At 58.2% G+C, this 21,055-nt stretch carries 19 protein-coding genes; 15 read left to right on the top strand and 4 right to left on the bottom strand.

Going from position 1 to position 21,055, the window contains the following annotated elements:
* Positions 1 to 661: 661 nt before the first annotated feature.
* The gene (locus tag O3S81_RS20125; protein ID WP_269346046.1) at positions 662 to 1,726 is read right to left on the bottom strand and encodes a LacI family DNA-binding transcriptional regulator; all 1,065 of its coding nucleotides are present in this window, start codon (positions 1,724 to 1,726) and stop codon (positions 662 to 664) included.
* A 227-nt stretch (positions 1,727 to 1,953) separates the two neighbouring features.
* On the opposite strand from O3S81_RS20125, the gene O3S81_RS20120 reads away from it, so the two are divergent.
* Genes O3S81_RS20120 through O3S81_RS20105 form a run of 4 tightly spaced genes read left to right on the top strand, consistent with a single transcriptional unit; the run spans position 1,954 to position 6,555 of the window.
* On the top strand, positions 1,954 to 2,787 hold the full coding sequence (locus tag O3S81_RS20120; protein WP_269346044.1) for an ABC transporter substrate-binding protein: 834 nt from the start codon (positions 1,954 to 1,956) through the stop codon (positions 2,785 to 2,787).
* Positions 2,788 to 2,847: 60 nt separating this feature from the next.
* On the top strand, positions 2,848 to 4,356 hold the full coding sequence (locus tag O3S81_RS20115) for an amino acid ABC transporter permease/ATP-binding protein (RefSeq protein ID WP_269346042.1): 1,509 nt from the start codon (positions 2,848 to 2,850) through the stop codon (positions 4,354 to 4,356).
* 19 nt (positions 4,357 to 4,375) lie between these two features.
* Positions 4,376 to 5,383 (top strand): Gfo/Idh/MocA family protein, encoded by a 1,008-nt coding sequence (locus tag O3S81_RS20110; RefSeq protein ID WP_113082311.1) that lies wholly within the window; start codon positions 4,376 to 4,378, stop codon positions 5,381 to 5,383.
* Between the two features lie 44 nt (positions 5,384 to 5,427).
* Entirely contained in the window at positions 5,428 to 6,555 is a 1,128-nt protein-coding gene (locus tag O3S81_RS20105; RefSeq protein WP_113082310.1) for an NAD(P)/FAD-dependent oxidoreductase, read from the top strand.
* A 273-nt stretch (positions 6,556 to 6,828) separates the two neighbouring features.
* On the opposite strand, the gene repC is transcribed toward O3S81_RS20105, so the two are convergent.
* The 3 genes from repC to repA all read right to left on the bottom strand — a co-directional run bounded on the left by repC (position 6,829) and on the right by repA (position 10,492).
* Positions 6,829 to 8,043, bottom strand: coding sequence for a plasmid replication protein RepC (gene repC / locus O3S81_RS20100; protein ID WP_269346039.1), 1,215 nt, complete (start codon positions 8,041 to 8,043; stop codon positions 6,829 to 6,831).
* Positions 8,044 to 8,243: 200 nt separating this feature from the next.
* The gene (gene repB / locus O3S81_RS20095) at positions 8,244 to 9,272 is read right to left on the bottom strand and encodes a plasmid partitioning protein RepB (protein WP_269346037.1); all 1,029 of its coding nucleotides are present in this window, start codon (positions 9,270 to 9,272) and stop codon (positions 8,244 to 8,246) included.
* The gene (repA, locus tag O3S81_RS20090) at positions 9,269 to 10,492 is read right to left on the bottom strand and encodes a plasmid partitioning protein RepA (protein WP_269346035.1); all 1,224 of its coding nucleotides are present in this window, start codon (positions 10,490 to 10,492) and stop codon (positions 9,269 to 9,271) included. Before repA ends, repB begins: the two co-directional genes overlap by 4 nt.
* Before the next feature lie 375 nt (positions 10,493 to 10,867).
* Here repA and traI point away from each other — a divergent pair, with 375 nt between their 5' ends.
* The 11 genes from traI to trbI are packed head-to-tail and all read left to right on the top strand — an operon-like array spanning position 10,868 to position 20,805.
* Positions 10,868 to 11,494, top strand: a complete 627-nt coding sequence (traI, locus tag O3S81_RS20085) for an acyl-homoserine-lactone synthase TraI (protein WP_269346033.1) — start codon at positions 10,868 to 10,870, stop codon at positions 11,492 to 11,494.
* Between the two features lie 10 nt (positions 11,495 to 11,504).
* The gene (gene trbB / locus O3S81_RS20080) at positions 11,505 to 12,482 is read left to right on the top strand and encodes a P-type conjugative transfer ATPase TrbB (RefSeq protein ID WP_269346032.1); all 978 of its coding nucleotides are present in this window, start codon (positions 11,505 to 11,507) and stop codon (positions 12,480 to 12,482) included.
* On the top strand, positions 12,472 to 12,840 hold the full coding sequence (locus O3S81_RS20075; protein WP_269346030.1) for a TrbC/VirB2 family protein: 369 nt from the start codon (positions 12,472 to 12,474) through the stop codon (positions 12,838 to 12,840). Before trbB ends, O3S81_RS20075 begins: the two co-directional genes overlap by 11 nt.
* Positions 12,833 to 13,132, top strand: coding sequence for a conjugal transfer protein TrbD (locus O3S81_RS20070; RefSeq protein WP_269346028.1), 300 nt, complete (start codon positions 12,833 to 12,835; stop codon positions 13,130 to 13,132). Before O3S81_RS20075 ends, O3S81_RS20070 begins: the two co-directional genes overlap by 8 nt.
* Positions 13,133 to 13,142: 10 nt before the next feature.
* Positions 13,143 to 15,599 (top strand): conjugal transfer protein TrbE, encoded by a 2,457-nt coding sequence (locus O3S81_RS20065; protein WP_269346026.1) that lies wholly within the window; start codon positions 13,143 to 13,145, stop codon positions 15,597 to 15,599.
* Complete coding sequence (trbJ, locus tag O3S81_RS20060) at positions 15,571 to 16,374, top strand: P-type conjugative transfer protein TrbJ (protein WP_269346024.1); 804 nt, start codon at positions 15,571 to 15,573, stop codon at positions 16,372 to 16,374. The genes O3S81_RS20065 and trbJ overlap by 29 nt, the downstream gene beginning before the upstream one ends.
* Before the next feature lie 4 nt (positions 16,375 to 16,378).
* Positions 16,379 to 17,551: a P-type conjugative transfer protein TrbL gene (trbL, locus tag O3S81_RS20055; RefSeq protein WP_269346022.1), complete on the top strand. Its 1,173-nt coding sequence runs from the start codon at positions 16,379 to 16,381 to the stop codon at positions 17,549 to 17,551.
* 18 nt (positions 17,552 to 17,569) lie between these two features.
* Positions 17,570 to 18,232, top strand: coding sequence for a conjugal transfer protein TrbF (locus O3S81_RS20050; protein ID WP_269346019.1), 663 nt, complete (start codon positions 17,570 to 17,572; stop codon positions 18,230 to 18,232).
* 17 nt (positions 18,233 to 18,249) lie between these two features.
* Positions 18,250 to 19,062, top strand: coding sequence for a P-type conjugative transfer protein TrbG (gene trbG, locus O3S81_RS20045; RefSeq protein WP_269346017.1), 813 nt, complete (start codon positions 18,250 to 18,252; stop codon positions 19,060 to 19,062).
* 3 nt (positions 19,063 to 19,065) lie between these two features.
* Positions 19,066 to 19,500 carry a conjugal transfer protein TrbH gene (gene trbH, locus O3S81_RS20040; RefSeq protein ID WP_269346015.1) on the top strand — a complete coding sequence of 145 codons (435 nt, stop codon included), beginning with the start codon at positions 19,066 to 19,068 and terminating at the stop codon, positions 19,498 to 19,500.
* Between the two features lie 12 nt (positions 19,501 to 19,512).
* On the top strand, positions 19,513 to 20,805 hold the full coding sequence (trbI, locus tag O3S81_RS20035; RefSeq protein ID WP_269346014.1) for an IncP-type conjugal transfer protein TrbI: 1,293 nt from the start codon (positions 19,513 to 19,515) through the stop codon (positions 20,803 to 20,805).
* The last annotated feature ends 250 nt before the right edge of the window (positions 20,806 to 21,055 follow it).

Raw genomic sequence — 21,055 nt, 5'->3', positions numbered from 1 at the left:
CTCCACCAAGGTGCATCTCTCCGGTCGAGCACGAACCAGAACGGCGGTATCAGCCGCCGCAAACCAAGGCGGCATATCCACTTGCGAGAAGGTCTGAGCTGCTCGCGAAACGTACCCGCTGCAATGACCCCACCTATATGCAACCCCGTTACGGCATAACCGCGAGCCCCCCGGTAACGCCAGAAAAACCGTTGCGGGATGACGAGGTTCGCCGCGACCGTGGAACTCTTCAAACTCGCCCGGTGTCATTTTATTCGCCGTAAACGGGAAATGCGCCGGGAACGTCCGAAGCGCCAGTTCTTTAACAACGCGCAACTGCAAGATAGCCGGAAGTGACTTACCCATCAGTGATACCACCGCGTGGTCAATACCGGAGAGGGGAGGGGCCTGCAACGGTATGCCTCTCTCGTGAGGCCTACAGAAGCTTTCAACACGCCGCCAGGATACATTTGTCTGCACGGCGCACCAAAAGATTACTATTCCGTCTGCGGTGACGAGGAGATCGAATCCCTTTCCAAACCGGTTGCCCCTGATGGCTGGTGCGTCTTCGACAGTATCGACCCAAGGGCCGCACGTTGGTCCTGCGATGATTGAGGACGTCGCGGCCATGCCAGAAACGGAAGCAACGTGGAAATCCAAGGGCCAGGGGCGACGGTTAATGTCAAATGGCCTGCGTGGAAGCGCGTTCAACGACCTCGGTTTTTAGAACCACCTTGCGGGCGGCCCGATCTTCGCCATTTAATCGCTCAACCAAGAGCTTGGCCGCTGTCGCTCCCAGTTCGTAGACGGGTTGCCGCACGACAGTAACCGGGGGAGTGGTTACAGATGTCCAGTCCGCGTCATGGAACGACACCAGAGATAGATCACCCGGAATATTTATTCCCAATTCACGATGTGCCCTGAACACTTCAAGACCGATTATACTGTCCGATGCAATAATCGCCGTCGGACGGTGTCCCGACTTGAACATTTCGATAACGATCCGGTGTGTGCGTTCCGGTGTAACGGCCCCAACCTTCACCCAGTCCTCCATACCGATAAGGCCGGCCTCACGGCAGACGCCAAGATACCCTTCGATGCGGCGCCGCACCGAACCGGTGCTGATGTCCCGCGGCGTATGGAAGCGATGATCCGGTGTGTCGCAGGCGGTAAGATAGGCGATGCGGCGGTGGCCAAGTGTGATCAACTGGCGGGTAATACTCTCCGCCGCATTCTGGTCGTCGGCGATGACAGTGTCTACGTCCAGCGCCTCGCCGCAACGGTCGAGTAACGCGAGTGGCAAGCCGGACCGGATGGCTTCCCTGAGGTGATCGACATCGTTCTCCTTGGCAGGGGAGACAATCAGGCCATCGACGCGTTTGGCAAGCAATGTACGGATCGCGGCCTTCTCCGCTGTCGCGTCCTCGCCCGAATTGATGAGAATGACGGTAAAGCCTGCCTGCCGCGCGATATCCGTGATGCCGCGCACGGCGAGGCTGAAGAAGGGGTTCTCGATATCCCCCACTACAACACCGATCGTGCCGGAACGGCCCGTCGTCATGCTGCGGGCAAGCTCATTGGGGCGATAATCAAGGGAACTTGCGGCAGTTGTGACAGCCTCGCGCACCCTGTCGCTGACAGTTCCGTAGCCGCCAAGTACGCGTGCAGCCGTTGCCTTCGAGACGCCGGCCCTGCGCGCGACGTCAGCCACGGTGACGGAAGGAGTTTTAGATAGGCTCTTATCCATAGACGGTAGCCTTACAAGAGAACTTGACGAGTGGCAAATGCGAAGATAACAATTGCCAATAGTCAAAGAGACCGGTCTCTTTCTTATTGAGACCGGTCTCAATGGCGAAAAAAGACTTCCGACATGCGAACTGCATGGGCCGGGCAGGTGACGTCATGTCGCCGCTCGGATGGGACCCGTGCGCATTGAATACATCGCAGACAACGACACCAGAGGAGACGAAACCAATGCGATTTAACGAAACCCTCATTTCCCCCTTTGCCAGAATCCGCGCCACTGCCATCGCGGTCACGCTCGGTGTCCTTGCAGGAGCGGCGACCCCGGCGCTTGCCGACAATCCGCTTGGCCTCATTGATCCCGCCACAATCAGTGTCGGTACGATGGGCGATGCCAAGCCCTATGCCTTTACGACTGCCGACGGTAACTTTACCGGTTTCGACATCGAGCTTCTTCTCAATGTCGCCGGACGCCTTGGCTTCAGGAAGGAGCAGGTGGTCTTCACTGGCCAGGAGTTCTCGGCTCTGATGCCCTCGGTCGCCAACGGCCGCTTCGATGTTGCGGCTGCCGCAATCGGCACAACGGCCAAGCGCAAGGAGACCGTTGATTTCTCCGATGGTTATCTTGCAGGTTTCCTCAGCGTGCTGACTTCCGAGGCCGGCATCACCGATGCACCAGGGCTTAAGGGCAAGCGTCTCGGTGTCGTGCAGGGCACGCTGCAGGAAATCTATGCGGAGAAGAACTTTGCCGGCACCGATCTCGTCAAGTTCCCGGACAACAACTCTGCCGTTTCCGCACTCAACAACGGCACGGTCGACGCCCATTTCCTCGATTTCGAGGCGGCAAAGGACTACTCCGCCCGCTATCCGGCACTGAAGATTGCCGTCAACATTCCAAGTTTCGACGCACCTGCCGGCTTCGTCATCCGCAAGGGGAACGATGCATTGCGCGAGGCACTCAACAATGGCCTGAAAGAGGCCATGCAGGACGGCACATGGAAGAAGCTTCATGAAAAATGGTTCCCCGGCACGCCCATGCCGGCGGCGTATCTTCCCAAGCAGTGATGCCGCCTTCCGGTCCGGCCTTCACCGATCGGACCGGCCTTTCTTTCAAGGGATATCCTGATGAACTGGCTTGAAAACCTGCGCCGCAGCTTCCTCGACTGGAATGCCATGGCCGAAGTGCTGCCGACCATGATCACGGTCGGCCTGAAGAATACGCTGATCCTGGCTGCGACCTCGACGGTGCTTGGCGTCGCCATCGGCATGATGCTCGCCATCATGGGCATTTCCCGCTCGCCATGGCTGCGCATTCCCGCACGTTTCTATACCGATATTTTCCGCGGCCTGCCGGCCATCGTCACAATCCTCCTCATCGGTCAGGGCTTTGCCCGCATCGGCCGCGAACTCTTCGGCCCGTCGCCTTATCCACTCGGCATTCTGGCGCTCAGCCTGATTGCCGGCGCCTATATTGGCGAAATTTTCCGGTCCGGCATCCAGAGTGTCGATCGCGGCCAGATGGAGGCGTGTCGTGCACTGTCCATGAGCTACGGTCAGGGCATGCGCCTCATTGTCGTGCCGCAGGGCGTGCGCCGTGTGCTGCCGGCCCTCGTCAACCAGTTCATCGGCAACGTCAAGGATTCGAGCCTTGTCTATTTCCTCGGGCTTCTGGCCTCCGAACGCGAGATCTTCCGCGTAGGACAGGACCAGGCGGTGGTGACGGGCAATCTTTCACCATTGTTGCTGGCGGGCGTGTTTTATCTCATCGTCACCGTACCGCTCACCCATGTCGTCAATGCGATCGACAATCGCTTGCGGATGGGCAAGCAGCGTCCCTCCGTCATCACCAGTGGGCTGGAAGAGGTCAGTGAACTCGACAGTGCGGCCCGCGCCTCCGGTGTCGCCTTCAAGGGTGGCAGCCTTGATGTGCGCCGTCTCGGCATGGCCTACGGCGACCTCGATGTGCTGAAGGGTGTCGACCTTTCAGTAAAGCCGGGCAGCGTCACCTGCATCATCGGCCCGTCCGGTTCCGGCAAATCCACCCTGTTGCGTGGGCTCAACCGTCTGGTCGAGCCGAAGAGTGGCGATATTCTCATCGATGGTGAAAGCATTCTCGCCATCAAGCCGGAAACGCTGCGCCGCAGGGTCGGCATGGTCTTCCAGCATTTCAACCTCTTTCCGGATCACACGGCACTGGAAAACGTCATGCTGTCGCTGACGAAGATCAAGGGCCTACCGGCAGCCGAGGCCGAGCGCATCGCCAAGGCAAGGCTTGCCGATGTTGGTCTTGCAAGCCGCCAGCATCATCGTCCAGGCGGTCTTTCCGGCGGGCAGCAGCAGCGCGTCGCCATTGCCCGTGCGCTTGCCATGGAGCCGGAAGTTATCCTCTTCGATGAGGTGACGAGTGCGCTCGATCCGGAATTGGTCAAGGGCGTGCTCAACCTGATGGCCGAACTCGGCACGCGTGGCATGACCATGGTCGTCGTCACGCATGAAATGGGATTTGCCCGCCGGGTCGCCGATCAGGTCGTCTTCATGGACGAGGGGCGCGTGGTGGAAGCCGGCACGCCGGAGGCGATATTCGATACCCCGCAGAGCCCGCGCCTTCAGCGCTTCCTTGCGGAAGTGCTCTGAGCGTCGGGAGGAGAAAAAGATGACACGAACGATACGATGGGGCGTACTCGGTTGCGCAGGAATTGCCGCAAAGGCGGTCATTCCCGCCATCCAGTCAAGCCGTCTGGGGCGCGTTGTTGCAATTGCCTCGCGTGATGCCGCCAAGGCGAAGGAGATGGCGGCCCGCTTCGGCATAGCCAGGTCCTATGGCAACTATGAGGATTTGCTTGCCGATCCGGAAATAGATGCAATCTACAACCCTTTGCCCAATCATCTGCATGTGCCCATGACGATCAAGGCGCTGGAGCAGGGCAAACCCGTTCTCTGCGAGAAGCCGATCGCGCTTGATGCCGCGCAGGCGGTGGAACTGGCGACTGCACAGAAGGCGGCGGACCTGCCCGTCGCCGAAGCCTTCATGGTTCGCCACCATCCGCAATGGAAGAAAGCACGTGCGTTGATCGCGGAGGGGCGCCTTGGTGAGGTCAGGGCCATCCAGACGATCTTTTCCTATTATCTCGATGATCCTGGAAATGTGCGTAACCAGGCCGATATCGGCGGCGGTGGTCTGTTCGACGTCGGGTGTTATGCCATCAACACGGCGCGTTTCCTGTTCGACGCGGAACCGCTGCGGGCAATCGCTCTCATAGAATGCGATCCCGTCTTCGGCACGGACCGCCTGACGAGCGGGTTGCTGGCGTTTCCGGAAGGAAGGCAGCTTGCCTTTACCTGTTCCACGCAGCTGTCCCTCACGCAAAAGGTTACGGTGCTCGGAACGCGCGGGCGTCTGGAAATTCCCGTTCCTTTCAATGCACCGGCCGATGAGCCGACTGTCCTCATCTTCGACGACGGCCGTGATCTTGCCGGCGGTGGACGCGAGGAGATCGTGATCGGCCAGGTCGACCAGTATCGCGAACAGGCCGATGCATTCGCCGAGGCCGTTCTCTCCGGAAAGCCACTCGAGACAGGGCTTGGCGACGCGATTGCGAACATGAAGGCAATCGACGCCCTTTTCCGCTCCACCGCCAGTGGCCGCTGGGAAGAGCCCTGACCGCTTTACACCATCCCTATGATAATTGATTGAAAGCCAACCCCATGACCGACAACACCATCTCTTCGGCCGTCATCATCGGTGCCGGTATCTTCGGCGTTTCTACCGGCGTGCAGCTTGCGCGGCGCGGCATCGAGGTCACTATCCTCAATGACGGCCCGCCCGCCAACGGTGCCTCCGGCCGTTCGCTTTCCTGGCTAAACTCGGCGCGCATGCGCTCGGAACCCTATCATCAGTTGCGTATGGCCGGCATCGACCGGTATCGCACACTCGCGGCGCAGAACCCTGATGCGGAATGGCTTCGCTTCGATGGAGGGCTGACCTGGGATGCGGATGATGAGCGCAACGAGATCGACGCGGCCTATCGCCACGAGGTTTCGCTTGCCTATGATGCGCAGCGGCTTTCCGCAGCAGAAGTCGCCGGCGTCGCGCCCGGGCTCGATGCAGGTGCTATCACTCCGCAGGGCGCCATCTTCAATCCCGGCGAAGGCTGGGTCGATCTGCCGACGTTGATCGGAGTGCTTCTGGAAGAGTTTTCCACACTCGGGGGCGTTCTGGTGACCGACCAGGGTGCCGCGCGGGTCGTGCTCGAGGGTGGTCGTGCCGTCGGTGCGGAAACCGCAGAAGGTCATCTCCATCGGGCCGATGCTGTTGTGCTTGCGACAGGCCCGGCCGTGCCGAAAATGGCTGCGGAAAGCGGACAGACAATCGGCGACGGGACACCGGTCGCGCTTCTCGTGCAGACCAAACCGCTCGCCCATCCCCTGCGCGCTGTCCTCAACACACCGCGTGTCGCTGTCCGCCCGGCCCCGGGGGGTACCTTCTCGCTGGATGCCGACTGGGCAGCCGACGAGGGTGTGACAGTGCGTGCGGACGGCACCTATGAGATCGATGGCAGCATTGTTGCCGAGCTTCTGGTGGAGGCTGCCAAGGTGATGGAAGGCAATCCGCAACTCGAAGTCGCTTCGATAGGTGTTGGCGGGAAACCGATCCCGGGCGACGGCGAGCCGGTGATTGGAGCCATCAAGGCCATTCCCGGCTATTACGTGGCCTTCAGCCATAGCGGCGCAACGCTTGGTCTTATCACTGGCGAGTTGCTGGCGTATGAGATCGCAACGGGAGCGGAACATCCGATGTTGGCGACCTTCCGTCCTGAGCGTTTCGCGGGCTAGAACCATTTTAGGAAGATTTCCGCAGGACGAGCCTGCCGAACTAACGGCGGGCTTATTTTGCGGCATGCACCAATTATCGACCGGACGTGGATTGATCTTGTCCCATTCACCGGTTCGGTGAAGTGAACGGGACGGGTCAATGAAGGGCAGGGCGGGTGGTGATAACTGGCATGGCCGTCTTCCTGGCGTGAGCAGTTAAACGCCTCACCACCTTGACTACGGTTCCGAAGTCCCAGGCTGCGGCCGCCATGGATATCACCTCTCCGCCAACCATCATCCCGTGGCTTTCACCTGGTGACCGCCAGCTCGCAATAGCGCCATAAGTACCGGACCAAGTGAAAATTCACCGCGCTTTGCCTTGTTCGTCAAATCCCTGAGATACCCGCCCGGTGAATTGATGTGGCCACCACGTTCCAGAATGCAGGCGATGGTTACCGCAGCATTCTCCGGACCCATTATCTCACAGGCCTCCTGATATGCGGAGGGACTAACCCCAAGCATTGACCTGACAACCACGGCGGCGGTCATGAGTTCGCGCCAACTCCCGATTTGGCCCCCAGGCCCATAGTTCGAGATCTCCGGGCAAGCTCGCAATACAAGGCCAATAGGAAAAGCCTTGATCGGCACATGGCCCGTCTGCTTGTTCTCGCCCGGCTTCGCTCCCTGCTCCTTTTCAGAGCTAGGTTCAAGTTCATTAGGAGGGTTGGTATTTGAATTCTGTATGTGACGCTCAATTTGAGCATCATTGGTGATCATTTTTGAAGAAAAATCGCCGGAATTCAGGAGTTTGAGGATGTCCGCTCGCAAACTGCCCATCTCGGCACCCAGATCGCCAAGTTCATTCAGTGTCGGATTGCGCGGAATTTGCCCGACGAGCATAAGATAGCGCTCTTCAAGCCCGCCCCAATCGCCTGAGGCTCCCTCTTCAACGCCAGCGGTGATCAGCTTTCGGATATCGCGCCGGCAGATCGTCAGGCTTTCCTTTGCTCTTCTGAAGGCAATTCGATCAGCGGCAACCTGCTGAGCCAGGCATGCGAGTTCCTCAGCACGCATAAGAAGCGGGGATATGTCGAATCCGAAGGCGTGTTCGATTGATCCCTCGTCATCCTTTCGAGCGTAGCGCTTGCCGTTCGCACTATCCTTGCGGATGATTAAGCCGGCCTCAACGAGAAGAGCAAGATGCCGACGCAAAGTGGCACCTGCGATGCCATGCGCGCGAATTGACAGCTGAATGTTCGACGGGAAGACGACGAGCTGCGCGTCCTGGCGCAGTTCATTCTCGGGATAAAAGCTGAGGAGAGCGTCGAGCACCGCAAGGCTACGATCCTGCAGACCGAGCACTTCTCTTGCCTCCGATGCATCGCGAAAGACTTTCCATTTGTCTGCCGACTTGCCTTCCTCGATCTTGGTCGCGGCAATCTGCCGCTTCACAAGCGCAAGGGTCACCGGCCGCCGCCCAAAGGGCGTCGTCACTTGTCCACCTTCCATGTCTTCACCTTTCAAAAAGGCAAAAGATCCACGCTCACCAAAACGATGCCAAAGACTCTTGACTAGGATTCATGGAAATGCGATTCTCAAGTTCTCACACAACGAGAAGGGCTTCCATGACGGCAACGTTTCGGGGGCCTTTTTCTTTTGCGCACTTTCCTTCCGTAAAATCATTTCGAAGCCTGCCAGTCAGCTTCGAATTAAGTCCTGGATCCCTCGCGTGCGAACCGCTCCACCAGCGTGGGCAGTTCGGCTTCGATAAAATCGAGGAATTCTGCTCCGGCCAGCGTCTCCGCCGAAATGCGAATGTCCTTGGGCGTGCGCACGTAACTGCCAAGCGGCTCGCCCGCGGCACCGGCAATCTTCTTGCCGTCCTTCCGGGGCTCTGTTGTGGGTTTCAGGGCATTGAAGGCGGCCAGAAACGTCTGGTCTGACCCCAGCCGTTTCTCTGCGGCGGCTGACAGCACTCTACGCAGTTCTTCGTGCAGATCAGCCCGTTCAGAAAACACCTTCGCGAATTCTACCCATCTCGGACGGCCGACCTTGGCAGCCCGACCGATCGCCTCGATGATATCGAGGGGAACGGAGCGATAAACCGCCCGCATTCGCGCAAGCTCCGGATCATCGATCGACAATGCCGCCTTGATATCGCGAGGCTTCACGCCGGCGTCATCCATACGACGGGCGAACAGGGCGCGCTCGACCCAGCTCAGATCCTGACGATCGGCATTTTCGATACCCTGCGCGATGACAAGCTCGACATCGGAAATCTCGACCTCGATCGCCCTGACCGGAATTCCGAGATCTTTGGCTGCCTGCAGTCGACGATGGCCGTAGATCACCTGATAGCGATCCGGTGAGGATGGTGACTTGCGGACCTGAATGGGAACTTTCTGACCTTCGGACCGAATGGAGTTCCTGAAAGTCTCGAAGTCCGATGCATCGTCGTCCGGAAGACGATCAGGAAAGGGGGAGGGATCGACCATTAACGGATCGAGTTCCCGGATCGCACCGCCACCCGATTCAACAAGCGCCTTCAGCCGGTCGCGTTCCGATTTGATGTCATCGATTGCCCGATGTGCCGCACCGATGACGCCAGCGCCCACACGTGCGGGTGCTGGCGATTGTTGCGGGGAGGCAGAACTGTCCGTCGACAGCCGGTTTTCGAGCTCCGCCGACAACAGTCCGAAATTTGCAACGATGGATTTACGCGACGACTTGCTGGTCATGTGCGTCCCCAACTGATGTTGATGAGTTTCAATATCGCTTCGTTGACGGCGTCCACCGCCTCGCGTGCGCGTTTGTGCGTGTCACGACCGATCTGGCCCATCTCAAGTTCGTAAATGGACCGTTTGGCAAGTCCCGCTGCCTCGACCGCCGTGCTTTCAATCAGCGTGGGTAGAAGCACATCAGTTCCGAACAGATGACGCATCATAGCCACGACCTGCGACTGTGGCGCATCATTCGGATCGTGGCGGGTGACAAGATACCGGATGAAATCCTGATCGAGTTGTGCTCCACTCTCGTTCAGCACGCTGATCAAATCGCCCATCATCAACAGGAACTGGCTCATGGAAGCCACGTCAAGCATCGCCGGATGTACCGTGATAATCATGCTGGTCGCAGCATAAATTGCACTGAGCGTCAGAAACCCCAGTGACGGAGGTGTATCGAGGATAACGACATCGTAATCCTGATCGACCTCCGCAAGTGCGAGCTTCAGGCGCTCAAAGAAGATTGCCCCGGAGCCTGATTTTTGGGCCAGCACACGCGGTGTCTCGTGCTCGTACTCCATGACTTCGAGATTGCCGGGAATCAGGTCGATACCATCGAAGTACGTCTTGCGAATAATATCGCGGATCGGGCGACGCTCGGCGTCGTCATAACGAAGAGCCGCGTAGATGGTCTCGTTGGCGCCGACATCGAATTCGGGCTGCGCACCGAAGAGAGCAGAAAGTGATGCCTGCGGATCGAGATCAAGTGCAAGGACGCGATACCCCTGCAATGCGAGATAATGTGCAAGATGAACGCAGGTCGTGGTCTTCGCGCTGCCGCCCTTGAAGTTGGCAATTGCGACGACCTGAAGATGTTCGCCCTCGCGTCTGCGCGGCAAAAATCTCAGCGCCTCTGAAGGCTTCTGGCTGGCAAAGAATTCGCGCAACTCGTTTATCTGGGCAAGCGTATAGACGCGATGATTATTCTCCAGCCGACCTGGAATCGGACCGCGTCCTTCGCTCGACATGAGCTTCAGGGTGGAATCGGGTATGGATGTCAGCTTGGAGACTTCGTTCGTAAGGAAGGGCCTCAAGCTCTTCTCCGACTTCGGAGGATACATGCGGGTGCGAAGCTGCTGCAATTGCTGTGACAGAAGGCCTGCGTGACGCATGATCTTTCCACCCGCGTCTTCCTTCTGACCGATTGTTGCTTCTACGTTTTTCGCTATCGCCATATCGTCCCCTTGGCGGGCAGCTTTCGGTTTGCCGACCATTGCCCGCCAAAGATACAACACGATTCTAGCCTTACGTCCAGCCGTTTAGGGTTAACAAAGTCTTAACAGACCAATCTCCACGGAACGGCACAATTGAACGAAAACTTGATATTTAGTTTTATTTTTCAATCACTTAATTATATTCTCCCGGCGCCGTGATCGCACTTTGTTCTAGGGTCAATCACACAGGGCAAAGCTTTTAGGAAGCACGCTCAGCGCGCCATAGAGAGTTTGAAAACGCGCGACTCATCAAAATGCGAATTTGTAGGATTCATCAACTGCCGCCCGGTTCCGAGATGTGCTGATTTCCCGCTAACATCAAAAACGGGGAATTTCATGTATATTACAGCGGTTGCGACACCTCGGAATGAGGCCGAAAGGAAGCTGCTATCGGAGCAGCACAAGCTCAGAGCGGAAGTCTTTTCAGGACGCCTGGGATGGGAAGTCGACGTCCGTGGCGGGCAGGAAAGAGATCATTTCGACGACCTCCGGCCGATATACATTCTTGCCGTCACAGACAACGACCGCGTGATCGGTTGCGCGCGCCTGCTTCCGGCAGCCGGTCCTACAATGATTGCCAACGTCTTCTCATCGCTTCTTCCTGACGGAAAGCTCCGCTCCCACGACGCAATGATCGAGAGTTCGCGTTTCTGCGTCGATACCTCCGTGGAGGCGGGCCGGGGATCGAATGCAATTCACGAAGCGACGCTCACGATGTTTGCGGGGATCATCGAATGGTCGATCGCCAATGGCTACACGGAGATCGTAACAGTCACTGATCTCCGGTTCGAACGGATATTGTCTCGCGTTGACTGGCCGCTGCAACGCATTGGGCCTCCCAGGAAAATCGGGAGCACGACCGCAGTAGCGGGCACCCTTCCTGCAGACCCTGCCATCTTCGCGAGGCTTCGGCCCAAAAACTATCAGTCGATGATTGCCTTCACCCACTGTCAACCTGCCTAAGGAGCAGACTGTGACCCAGCTCCCTTCCCATTCAAGGCTCGTCAGAAAACTCCAGGAGGCGCTCGGCGATCGGCTTTGCTCCGCACTTGACGACAGCACAGTCGCCGAAATTATGCTCAATCCAGACGGCAGGCTCTTCATTGAAAATGTCGGCCAAGGCATCACGGCGGCCGGGGAAATGTCATCGGCTGCCGCTGAAATGGTGATCGGCACCGTCGCTCACGCGCTTCGGTCGGAAGTCGATACAGACCAACCAATCATTTCCGGAGAGTTACCGATTGGCGGCCATCGATTTGAGGGCCTGCTTCCTCCTGTCGTATCAAGACCGGCCTTTTCGATCCGCCGCCGGGCGTCACGCCTCATACCACTCGAAGAATACGTGCGTAATGGCGTCATGACCGAGGCTCAGGTCGGCAAGATCCGGAGCGCGATCAGCTCACGCCTGAACATCGTCATATCCGGCGGAACGGGCTCGGGAAAGACGACACTTGCCAACGCGGTCATTGGCGAAATCGTCAACCGCGCGCCAGATGATCGACTGGTTATCCTTGAAGATACCGCCGAAATCCAGTGTGTCGGCAACAACATTGTTTTCCTCCACACAAGTGACACGGTCGATATGGGCCGCTTGTTAAAAAGCACGATGCGGCTGCGACCGGATCGTATCATCGTCGGTGAGGTCCGTGACGGAGCCGCTTTAACCCTGCTTAAGGCATGGAACACGGGGCATCCTGGCGGTGTAGCGACAGTTCACGCCAATACCGCAACCTCTGCCCTGAGACGTTTTGAGCAGTTGACCGCAGAAGTCAGCCAACAGCCGATGCATGACGTGATTGGTGACGCTGTCGATCTCATCGTGTCGATCGAGCGAACCTCACGTGGTCGCCGGGTTCGGGACGTGATCAATGTCGAGCGTTTTGCCAACGGCGACTACGAAATTCAGGCTGATCAACCCACGGAAGAGCAGGAGGCACGCAATGTGGCGTAAAAACACCCTCATCGCCGCCCCGATCCTCCTTGCCCTGGTCACACCGGCATTTGCCAGTTCCGGTGGCAGCCTGCCATGGGAAGGACCGCTCGAGCAGATACAGGAATCGATCACCGGCCCCGTTGCCGGCTACATTGCCCTTGCTGCGGTCGCGATCGCCGGCGGCATGCTGATCTTTGGCGGCGAACTCAACGATTTTGCGCGTCGCCTTGTGTATGTCGTGCTGGTCGCCGGCATTCTTCTTGGTGCCACGACAATCGTTGGTCTCTTCGGTGCAACGGGTGCATCGATCGGAGAGCCGCAAGAACTGATTTCCACTCTTAAGTACCTGAAGCCGGGGGAGGGAGGAAATGGCTGACAATCTGTCAGGGCTGCACCGCAACCGGATCCACCGGGCGATATCACGCCCGAACCTTCTCATGGGTGCTGACCGGGAACTGGTTCTCATCACCGGGCTCGCGGCAACTATACTGATATTCGTCGTTCTGACGGTCTATTCGGCCCTCGTTGGTGCTGCCATCTGGATTGTTGTGATCGGCGTCCTGCGCATGATGGCGAAGGCCGATCCGCTCATGCGCCAGGTCTATGTGCGCCACGTGTCCTACAGGCCCTATTACAGGCCGACCACGTCACCGTGGCGGAAGTATTGAGGCGGCGGCGATGGCAACACTCAAACGTTTCCGAAACACCGGCCCATCCTTCGCGGATCTCGTTCCCTATGCTGGCCTGGTGGACAACGGCATCCTTCTGCTCAAGGACGGAAGCCTGATGGCGGGGTGGTATTTTGCCGGCCCCGACGCAGAAAGCGCGACCGATGTCGAGCGCAACGAACTCTCGCGACAGATCAACGCGATCCTGTCGCGGCTTGGCAGCGGCTGGATGATCCATGTCGAGGCAATCAGGATTCCGGTGATCGAGTATCCGTCCGAGGATCGTTGCTTTTTCCCTGATCCGGTCACACGGGCGATAGATGCAGAGCGGCGCGCGCACTTCGAACGCGAACAGGGGCATTTTGAGAGCAAGCATGCACTTGTCATGACGTACCGGCCTCCCGAATCCAGGAAGACGGCGCTCAGCAAGTATATTTATTCCGACGAGGAAAGCCGGAAGAAGTCCTATGCGGAAACCGTGCTTTTACTGTTCAAGAATTCAGTCCGGGAGATCGAGCAATATCTCGCAAACACCATCTCGATCTTGCGGATGGAAACACGTGAAGTCGCCGAACGGGGCGGGGAACGCACGGCTCGTTATGACGAGCTTCTGCAATTTGTTCGTTTCTGCATCACTGGCGAAAACCATCCGATCCGGCTTCCCGCCGTGCCGATGTATCTGGACTGGATCGCCACGGCTGAACTCGAACACGGGCTGACACCGAAAATCGAAAGCCGGTTCCTCGGTGTCGTGGCGATCGATGGCCTGCCTGCCGAGAGCTGGCCGGGTATTTTGAACAACCTCGACCTGATGCCGTTGACCTACCGATGGTCTTCCCGCTTCATCTTCATGGATGCCGAGGAGGCACGACAGAAGCTGGAGCGAACCCGCAAGAAGTGGCAGCAGAAGGTGCGGCCGTTCTTTGACCAGTTGTTCCAGACGCAGAGCCGATCCATCGACCAGGACGCCATGACGATGGTCGCGGAAACTGAAGATGCAATCGCACAGGCGTCGTCGCAAATGGTTGCCTATGGCTACTACACACCGGCCATTATCCTCTTTGATGAGGATCGCGAGGCATTACGGGAAAAGGCCGAGACAATCCGCAGGCTCATTCAGGCGGAGGGTTTTGGCGCCAGGATCGAGACATTGAACGCCACGGACGCGTTTCTCGGAACCCTTCCAGGCAACTGGTATGCCAATATCCGCGAACCGTTGATCAACACGAACAATCTGGCCGATCTCATCCCGCTCAACTCGGTCTGGTCGGGCAATCCGGTCGCCCCTTGCCCGTTTTATCCCGCAAATTCTCCACCTCTGATGCAGGTCGCCAGCGGCTCCAGTCCCTTCCGTTTGAACCTTCATGTCGGTGACGTTGGGCATACGCTGATTTTCGGACCGACCGGTTCAGGTAAATCCACGCTTCTGGCGCTGATCGCGGCACAGTTCAGGCGCTACGAGTTCGCCCGGATCTTTGCGTTCGACAAAGGCAACTCTCTTCTGCCCCTGACACTGGCCGCTGGCGGCGACCACTACGAGATCGGTGGCGATCAAGGGGAAGAGGGGAGGGCGTTATCGTTTTGTCCGCTGTTTGATCTTTCAACCGAAGGAGATCGCGCATGGGCAAGCGAGTGGATCGAAATGCTTGTCGCGCTGCAGGGTGTGACGATCACGCCCGACCACCGCAACGCAATCTCACGGCAAGTTGGCTTGATGGCGACAGCACCTGGCCGATCACTCTCGGACTTCGTCAGCGGCGTCCAGATGCGTGAGATCAAGGAGGCGCTCCACCACTACACCGTCGATGGGCCTATGGGCCAGCTGCTCGACGCTGAAGCGGACGGCCTGACCCTCGGAACATTCCAGTGCTTCGAGATCGAGCATCTGATGAATCTTGGAGAACGAAATCTCGTGCCGGTCCTGACCTACCTGTTTCGCCGGATCGAAAAGCGGCTGGATGGCTCACCCGGCCTTATCCTTCTGGATGAGGCCTGGCTGATGCTGGGTCATCCGGTTTTCCGAGCCAAGATTCGTGAATGGCTCAAGGTCCTGCGCAAGGCCAATTGCGCCGTCGTGCTGGCGACCCAGTCAATATCCGACGCGGAGCGTTCCGGCATCATCGACGTGCTTAAGGAATCCTGCCCGACAAAAATCTGCTTGCCGAATGGCGCTGCTCGCGAGCCGGGCGCTCGGGAGTTCTACGAGCGGATCGGCTTCAACGAACGCCAGATCGAGATCGTGTCGAGCGCCATCCCGAAACGCGACTATTACGTCGCGACGCCCGATGGCCGACGGTTATTCGACATGTCGCCCGGGCCCGTCGCGCTCAGCTTCGTAGGCGTCTCCGGAAAAGAGGACCTGAAGCGCATTCGCACACTGAAGGCAGCACATGGTGAAAGCTGGCCGATCCAATGGCTTGAAATGAGAGGAGTCCACGATGCCGTATCGCTATCCAGCTTCACGTAGACTGGTCGCCAGCCTGATGACCGGCGCCCTGGTTTTCGGAGCAACACCCACGGCCCGGGCTGGCTCGGCGACGGGAGCCGCCACGGAATGGACCCAGCTCGCAAACAATGCGCAGCTTATCGACCTCCTGAAGAGTTCCGGTATTCAGGTCGACAATCAGATCACCCAGATAAGTCAACTGGCGGAGCAGATCCAGAACCAGCTGAGGATCTACGAAAACATGATCCAGAACACGGCCCGGCTTCCCGATCACATATGGGGGCAGGTCGAAAATGACCTCAACCGCCTCCGGAATGTCGTCGATCAGGGCCAAAGCATTTCTTTCTCGATGGGTAATGCTGGCGACGTTCTCCAGCAACGGTTCAAAAGCTATGCTGACCTTGAGGCGAACTTGCCAAATGCGAAAAGCTTCTCCTCAAGCTATCAGAGTTGGTCGGATACGAACCGCGACACGATCGCCAGCACGCTGAAAGCCGCGAGCCTGACGGCGGATCAGTTTGACAGCGAAGAAGGCACGATGAACTCACTGCGCGGGATGTCGGAAACGGCAGACGGGCAGATGAAGGCGCTTCAGGTCGGCCACCAGATAGCCGCCCAGCAGGTTGCCCAGATACAAAAGCTCCGCGGCCTGGTTTCGCAACAAATGACGATGATGGGCACCTGGCTTCAGTCGGAACAAACCGACAAGGACCTGGCGCAGAAGCGGCGGGAGGAGTTTTTCAGATCAATCGCGCCTCCAGCATCCGGTGGCGAAAAAATGAAGATCGAGTGGTGAGCCGATGACGCCGGATCTTAATAGAACAAGGTTTCTGGCAATTACCGCGGGAATTTTCGTGATGTCGATTGGACCCACCCTCGCACAGGACGGCTCCGTCCTCTCTGCATTGCAGGCAGAGATGACCGCGGCCGCAAAAGGGTGGGAAAGCACCGTGATGAATGCAGCGAGATCCCTATTCTGGATTCTCGCGACCATTGAAATCGCAATCGCCGCAGTGTGGCTTGCCCTGCAGGCGGCATCTCTCGACAGCTGGTTCGCCGAACTCGTCCGGCGGATCATCTTCGTGGGTTTCTTTGCCTTCGTCCTGGCTGAGGGGCCGACCTTCGCGAAGGCGGTCGTAGACAGTTTGTTCCAGATCGGTGCTGGCAGCGGAACCGCTTCACCCGCAGACGTCTTCAATGCTGGTCTCACCGTCGCAACGAAAATGTCGGAGAAGGTCCAGTTTGGCCTGTTCGAAGACAACGCGCTGGCAATATCAGCAGCTTTCGCGATGGTCGTCACAGTTATCGCATTCTCACTGGTCGCGGCAATTTTTGTCTCCGTCATGGCCGAGATGTACCTGGGCCTGCTTGCAGGAATGATTATGCTGGGACTTGGCGGGTCGTCCTTCACCAAGGACTTTGCGGTCCGATACCTGGTCTATGCCTTTTCGGTTGGCATGAAGCTCATGGCCCTGGTGATGATTTCCCGCATAGGTTCGGAAGTGCTTATCGGTCTGTCGAACCGCCCCGATGTCGGCGATCAATTCCAGACTGCCCTTGCAATCGCAGGGATAGCCGTCGTCGTCTTCATCATCGCGATGTATGTTCCAGGCATCATCCAGGGCGTTGTTCAGGGGGCATCGGTCACCGTTGGAATGGAGACCATTCGCCATGGCGGGCAGGCTGCATCGTTTACAGCCGGAGCAGCCATGCTTGCTGCTGGCGCCGCCAGGGCAGGGAGTGCTGCGGCACAGTCAGCACGCTCGGCAGGATCATCGACAGCGGGCGCCGCGCTGCGCGGTATTGGAACGGCAATCGGATCAGGCGCAAGGGCGGCGGGATCTGCCGCGAAGGAAAAGGCGATCGGATCACCAGGCGCCTATGCCGGGTCTCTTCTTGGTCTCGCCAACGCAAAGCTCGACGGCAGCCAAAGCGGCAAGCCAATACCTCCGGAACGCAAAGACCAATCATAAATCGAGAAGGAAATCCGAATGGCCGTAAATCGTGCCGGTGAAAATCCATATCTTGCCGCGCGACAGGAATGGACGGAGAGATATGGATCCTATGTCCAGGCCGCACGGGCATGGCGGATTGTCGGTATCATCGGCCTGACCATTGCGATGATCAGTTTCAGTTATGCCATGTACCTGAGTACGCAGGTGAAACTCGTTCCCTACATTGTCGAGGTGGACAAGCTGGGAACCTCGGTTACCGCAGGTTTTCCGCAACAGATCGAGTATGCGGACGCAAGGGTGGTCCGGGCAACGCTTGGCAGCTTCGTGGCAAGCTTCCGATCGATCACGCCCGATGCGGTCGTTCAAAAGCAGTATATCGATCGGACCTACGCACTGCTGCGCGCTCCGGATCCATCAACGCAGAAGATCAATGCCTGGTTCAGGGGAAACTCGCCCTTCGAGCGGGCGAAGATGTCGACGGTCGCCATCGAGGTCAACAACATCGTGGCGCTCTCCAACCAGACCTATCAGATCGACTGGACAGAATATGAGCGCGATCGCAAGGGCAAGGAAACCGGCACACGCCGGTTCCGCGGCATCGCAACGGTCGCGCTGACTGCTCCACAGGACGAGGCGATCATTCGCCTCAATCCGATCGGTCTCTATATCCAGGATTTCGACTGGACCGCACAGCTTTGAGAGCAGGGGAAAACAAGATGCACAGAACCGGGTTGATCGCGGCCGCCGGCTGCGTGGCTGGAATCGTCCTGACGCACAGCGCGATTGCACAGAGCATGACCTCGAAGGAACTCAAGGGGACCGGCATCTCGCAAAAATGGCGAGGCGCCGCTGGGCTGGTTACGACAGGGCCGGACGGCAAAGTCATCTTTCTGTTCGGTGAGACGCAGCCTTCCGTGGTGTGCTCACCCCTTCAGGTCTGCGATATCGAACTGCAGGGTGGCGAGGTCGTCAGAGATGTGCTTGTAGGCGACACAGTCCGGTGGAAGGTGGAGCCGGCGACATCTGGCGCCGCCGGCGGACAGGCTATCCACCTTATTGTCAAACCATCAGAACCCGGCCTCGTCACCTCGATGATCGTGACGACTTCGCGGCGAACCTACCATATCCAGCTGAAGTCTCACCCAAGCCAGTACATGGCCCGTATCGGTTTCGAGTATCCGGAAGAGACATCGATGAAGCTTGCCGATATCAACGCGAGGCTTGAGGCGGGAGGTGTCGCGGGAACGGCAGCCGACAGGCTGAACTTCTCCTACTCTGTGAGCGGAAGCGCGTCCTGGAAGCCGAAGCGTGTCTATTCCGATGGAATGAAGACCTACATTCAGTTCCCGAAGGAGATATCCGGACAGGATGCGCCGGTTCTCTTCGTCGTGAGCGGAGGCCAGAACCGTATCGTCAACTATCGGATGAAGAATGACATGATGATCGTCGACTATGCGGTCGACAAAGCGACCCTTGTGTCAGGCGTTGGCTGGCGCCAGCAAAAGATTACCATCCGGCGGGAAGCGTGAACCATGCGGATGCTTTTCACCTTCATCCCGATCGCCATGCTTTCCGGTTGCCAAGGCACGGATGGCGCACTGTCTGCGACCTCCATGGCCACCAGCGTGGCAGGGCCCGCCGCATCCGCGATTGCCGGTGACATGACAAGCCGCCTTGCGGAGCAGATCGGTCCGGCCGGAACAAGGTCGATCAAGATGCAGAAGGACGCGACAGAGTATGCGAGCGCGCTCGAGGCGGCGTTTAGAGGCTGGGGCTATACCGTCATCACGGATGAGAAGGAGGCAAAAAATCAGAAGCCTGTCGAGATTTCCTATTCGCTGCATAGCTTCGACGGCCAGTTCCTTGCCTATCTCGCAACACCCTCTATCGCACTCGGCCGCGCCTATAATGTCACCGGCGCAGGCGCAACGGCTTCCAGCCCATTGTCCGTCATGCAGCGAAACTGAAAAGGTGTAGCAATGGTTCAGTCACTGCAACTTGGAACTTCCGCGGGTTCGGATGGCCAACAGGGGATGCGTCGGCTCAATCGCATGCCGATTGTAGTCTCCATCATGATCGTCATCCTGTTCCTGGGTGTTGTCGTCGTCGGCCTCTCCTGGCGCGGACTTTCGCTCAGCCGGGACAATGATCCAGGCAGCGCATCAAGCCCGCCGGCGACGAATTTCGGTGATCAGCTTAAACGTGGCGTAACCGACGGCATTATCGGAGAGCCGGAAAATCAGGAAGTTTTTCAACCGGCGCCCGCCGCCCCCCAAAAGGAGGAAAGGCGAGCTCCAGTCATCGAACACAGAGAGGTGCGTGAGGAAGCACGCTCCCGGCTCGAGCCGGAGGAAGAATGGAGGGCACGCCTGAAAAGAGAACAGGAAGAGCAATATATCCGCGAAGCACAACGGCAGCGGATGGCACGCGTGCAGGCACGGGCGACGGCCCTGGATTCCCCTCTGAAAGTCGATGTCGCCACAACATCGCCAAACACCAGAACTTCCGACAGGGAAGGCCCGGCCAGCACAACGGCAAACAGTGGGTCCGACCTCTACGCCGCGGCGATGGGGTCGGGGCTGCTTGGGCAGAATGGCGACCCGAATGGCCAAACGAAGAAAGAGGGCTTTTTCAATCAGGACATCAAGGATCCGGGATATTTGCCAAACCGGGTCATACCGCAAATGTCGCCCTACGAATTGAAGCGCGGCTCAGTCATTCCTGCCACACTCATAACCGGCCTAAATTCCGAGCTTCCCGGGCGGATATCGGCGCAGGTTAGTCGAAATGTCTATGACAGCGCCACTGGATATCGCCTCCTGATCCCCCAGGGCGCCAAACTGTTTGGTCGCTACGATTCAAAGCTATCGTTCGGTCAGGATCGACTTTTGGTTATATGGACAGATCTTGTCTTTCCTGACGGATCGACCTTGCAGATCGGCGGCATGGCTGGAACTGATGCGGAAGGATACGGTGGCTTCGACGACAAGGTCGACCGTCACCTGTTGCGGACATTCGGCTCGGCCGCCCTTGTCGCGCTCATCGGCGCGGGCATCGACTTGTCTCTCCCTCAGAGCTCGACGCTTGCCACGCAGGACACTGCGTCCGATGCAGCGCGGCGAAACTTCGCCGAGAGCTTTGGGCGCGTTGCCGAGCAGAGCATCTCCAGAAGCCTCGACGTCCAACCGACGATCCGGATTCGGCCAGGCTACACGTTCAATGTGCTGGTTGATCAAGATATCGTGTTTCCGTCGGCGTATCGGCAAAGATAAACGGGCCATGAACAATAGCCGCTTTCTCGAGGTTGAGCAGACGTGTAACATTCAATCAGGCCTGAAGTACTATTTCGAGCACCAAGTCGGCGCATACGCAGATCCATCTCGGCAAAGAGCGGTGATAGTCGACCAATACACTGCGGACGATCGTGTTCGTACGTCCCCGCCCCAAGTGGTCTGAACACTGCGCGCATAGCAGGCCAATTCAACTCTCATCCCGCGCCACAGTTCGCCGCCTGTGGGGTAA

The organism is Agrobacterium sp. SOY23 (assembly GCF_027212525.1).
Taxonomy (GTDB): domain Bacteria; phylum Pseudomonadota; class Alphaproteobacteria; order Rhizobiales; family Rhizobiaceae; genus Agrobacterium; species Agrobacterium tumefaciens_I.
Note: the sequence above shows the minus strand (reverse complement) of the source record. Positions and strands in the feature narration are given on the sequence as shown.

Bases quoted from the DNA above. Each gene is read 5' to 3' on its own strand.
- trbL (WP_269346022.1), top strand. From the start codon at position 16,379: ATGACGCCGGATCTTAATAGAACAAGGTTTCTGGCAATTACCGCGGGA.
- traI (WP_269346033.1), top strand. From the start codon at position 10,868: ATGTATATTACAGCGGTTGCGACACCTCGGAATGAGGCCGAAAGGAAG.
- O3S81_RS20065 (WP_269346026.1), top strand. From the start codon at position 13,143: ATGGCAACACTCAAACGTTTCCGAAACACCGGCCCATCCTTCGCGGAT.
- O3S81_RS20110 (WP_113082311.1), top strand. From the start codon at position 4,376: ATGACACGAACGATACGATGGGGCGTACTCGGTTGCGCAGGAATTGCC.
- O3S81_RS20070 (WP_269346028.1), top strand. From the start codon at position 12,833: ATGGCTGACAATCTGTCAGGGCTGCACCGCAACCGGATCCACCGGGCG.
- O3S81_RS20125 (WP_269346046.1), bottom strand. From the start codon at position 1,726: ATGGATAAGAGCCTATCTAAAACTCCTTCCGTCACCGTGGCTGACGTC.
- trbG (WP_269346017.1), top strand. From the start codon at position 18,250: ATGCACAGAACCGGGTTGATCGCGGCCGCCGGCTGCGTGGCTGGAATC.
- trbH (WP_269346015.1), top strand. From the start codon at position 19,066: ATGCGGATGCTTTTCACCTTCATCCCGATCGCCATGCTTTCCGGTTGC.
- O3S81_RS20050 (WP_269346019.1), top strand. From the start codon at position 17,570: ATGGCCGTAAATCGTGCCGGTGAAAATCCATATCTTGCCGCGCGACAG.
- repA (WP_269346035.1), bottom strand. From the start codon at position 10,492: ATGGCGATAGCGAAAAACGTAGAAGCAACAATCGGTCAGAAGGAAGAC.
- O3S81_RS20075 (WP_269346030.1), top strand. From the start codon at position 12,472: ATGTGGCGTAAAAACACCCTCATCGCCGCCCCGATCCTCCTTGCCCTG.
- trbI (WP_269346014.1), top strand. From the start codon at position 19,513: ATGGTTCAGTCACTGCAACTTGGAACTTCCGCGGGTTCGGATGGCCAA.
- repB (WP_269346037.1), bottom strand. From the start codon at position 9,272: ATGACCAGCAAGTCGTCGCGTAAATCCATCGTTGCAAATTTCGGACTG.
- O3S81_RS20105 (WP_113082310.1), top strand. From the start codon at position 5,428: ATGACCGACAACACCATCTCTTCGGCCGTCATCATCGGTGCCGGTATC.
- repC (WP_269346039.1), bottom strand. From the start codon at position 8,043: ATGGAAGGTGGACAAGTGACGACGCCCTTTGGGCGGCGGCCGGTGACC.
- trbJ (WP_269346024.1), top strand. From the start codon at position 15,571: ATGCCGTATCGCTATCCAGCTTCACGTAGACTGGTCGCCAGCCTGATG.
- O3S81_RS20115 (WP_269346042.1), top strand. From the start codon at position 2,848: ATGAACTGGCTTGAAAACCTGCGCCGCAGCTTCCTCGACTGGAATGCC.
- O3S81_RS20120 (WP_269346044.1), top strand. From the start codon at position 1,954: ATGCGATTTAACGAAACCCTCATTTCCCCCTTTGCCAGAATCCGCGCC.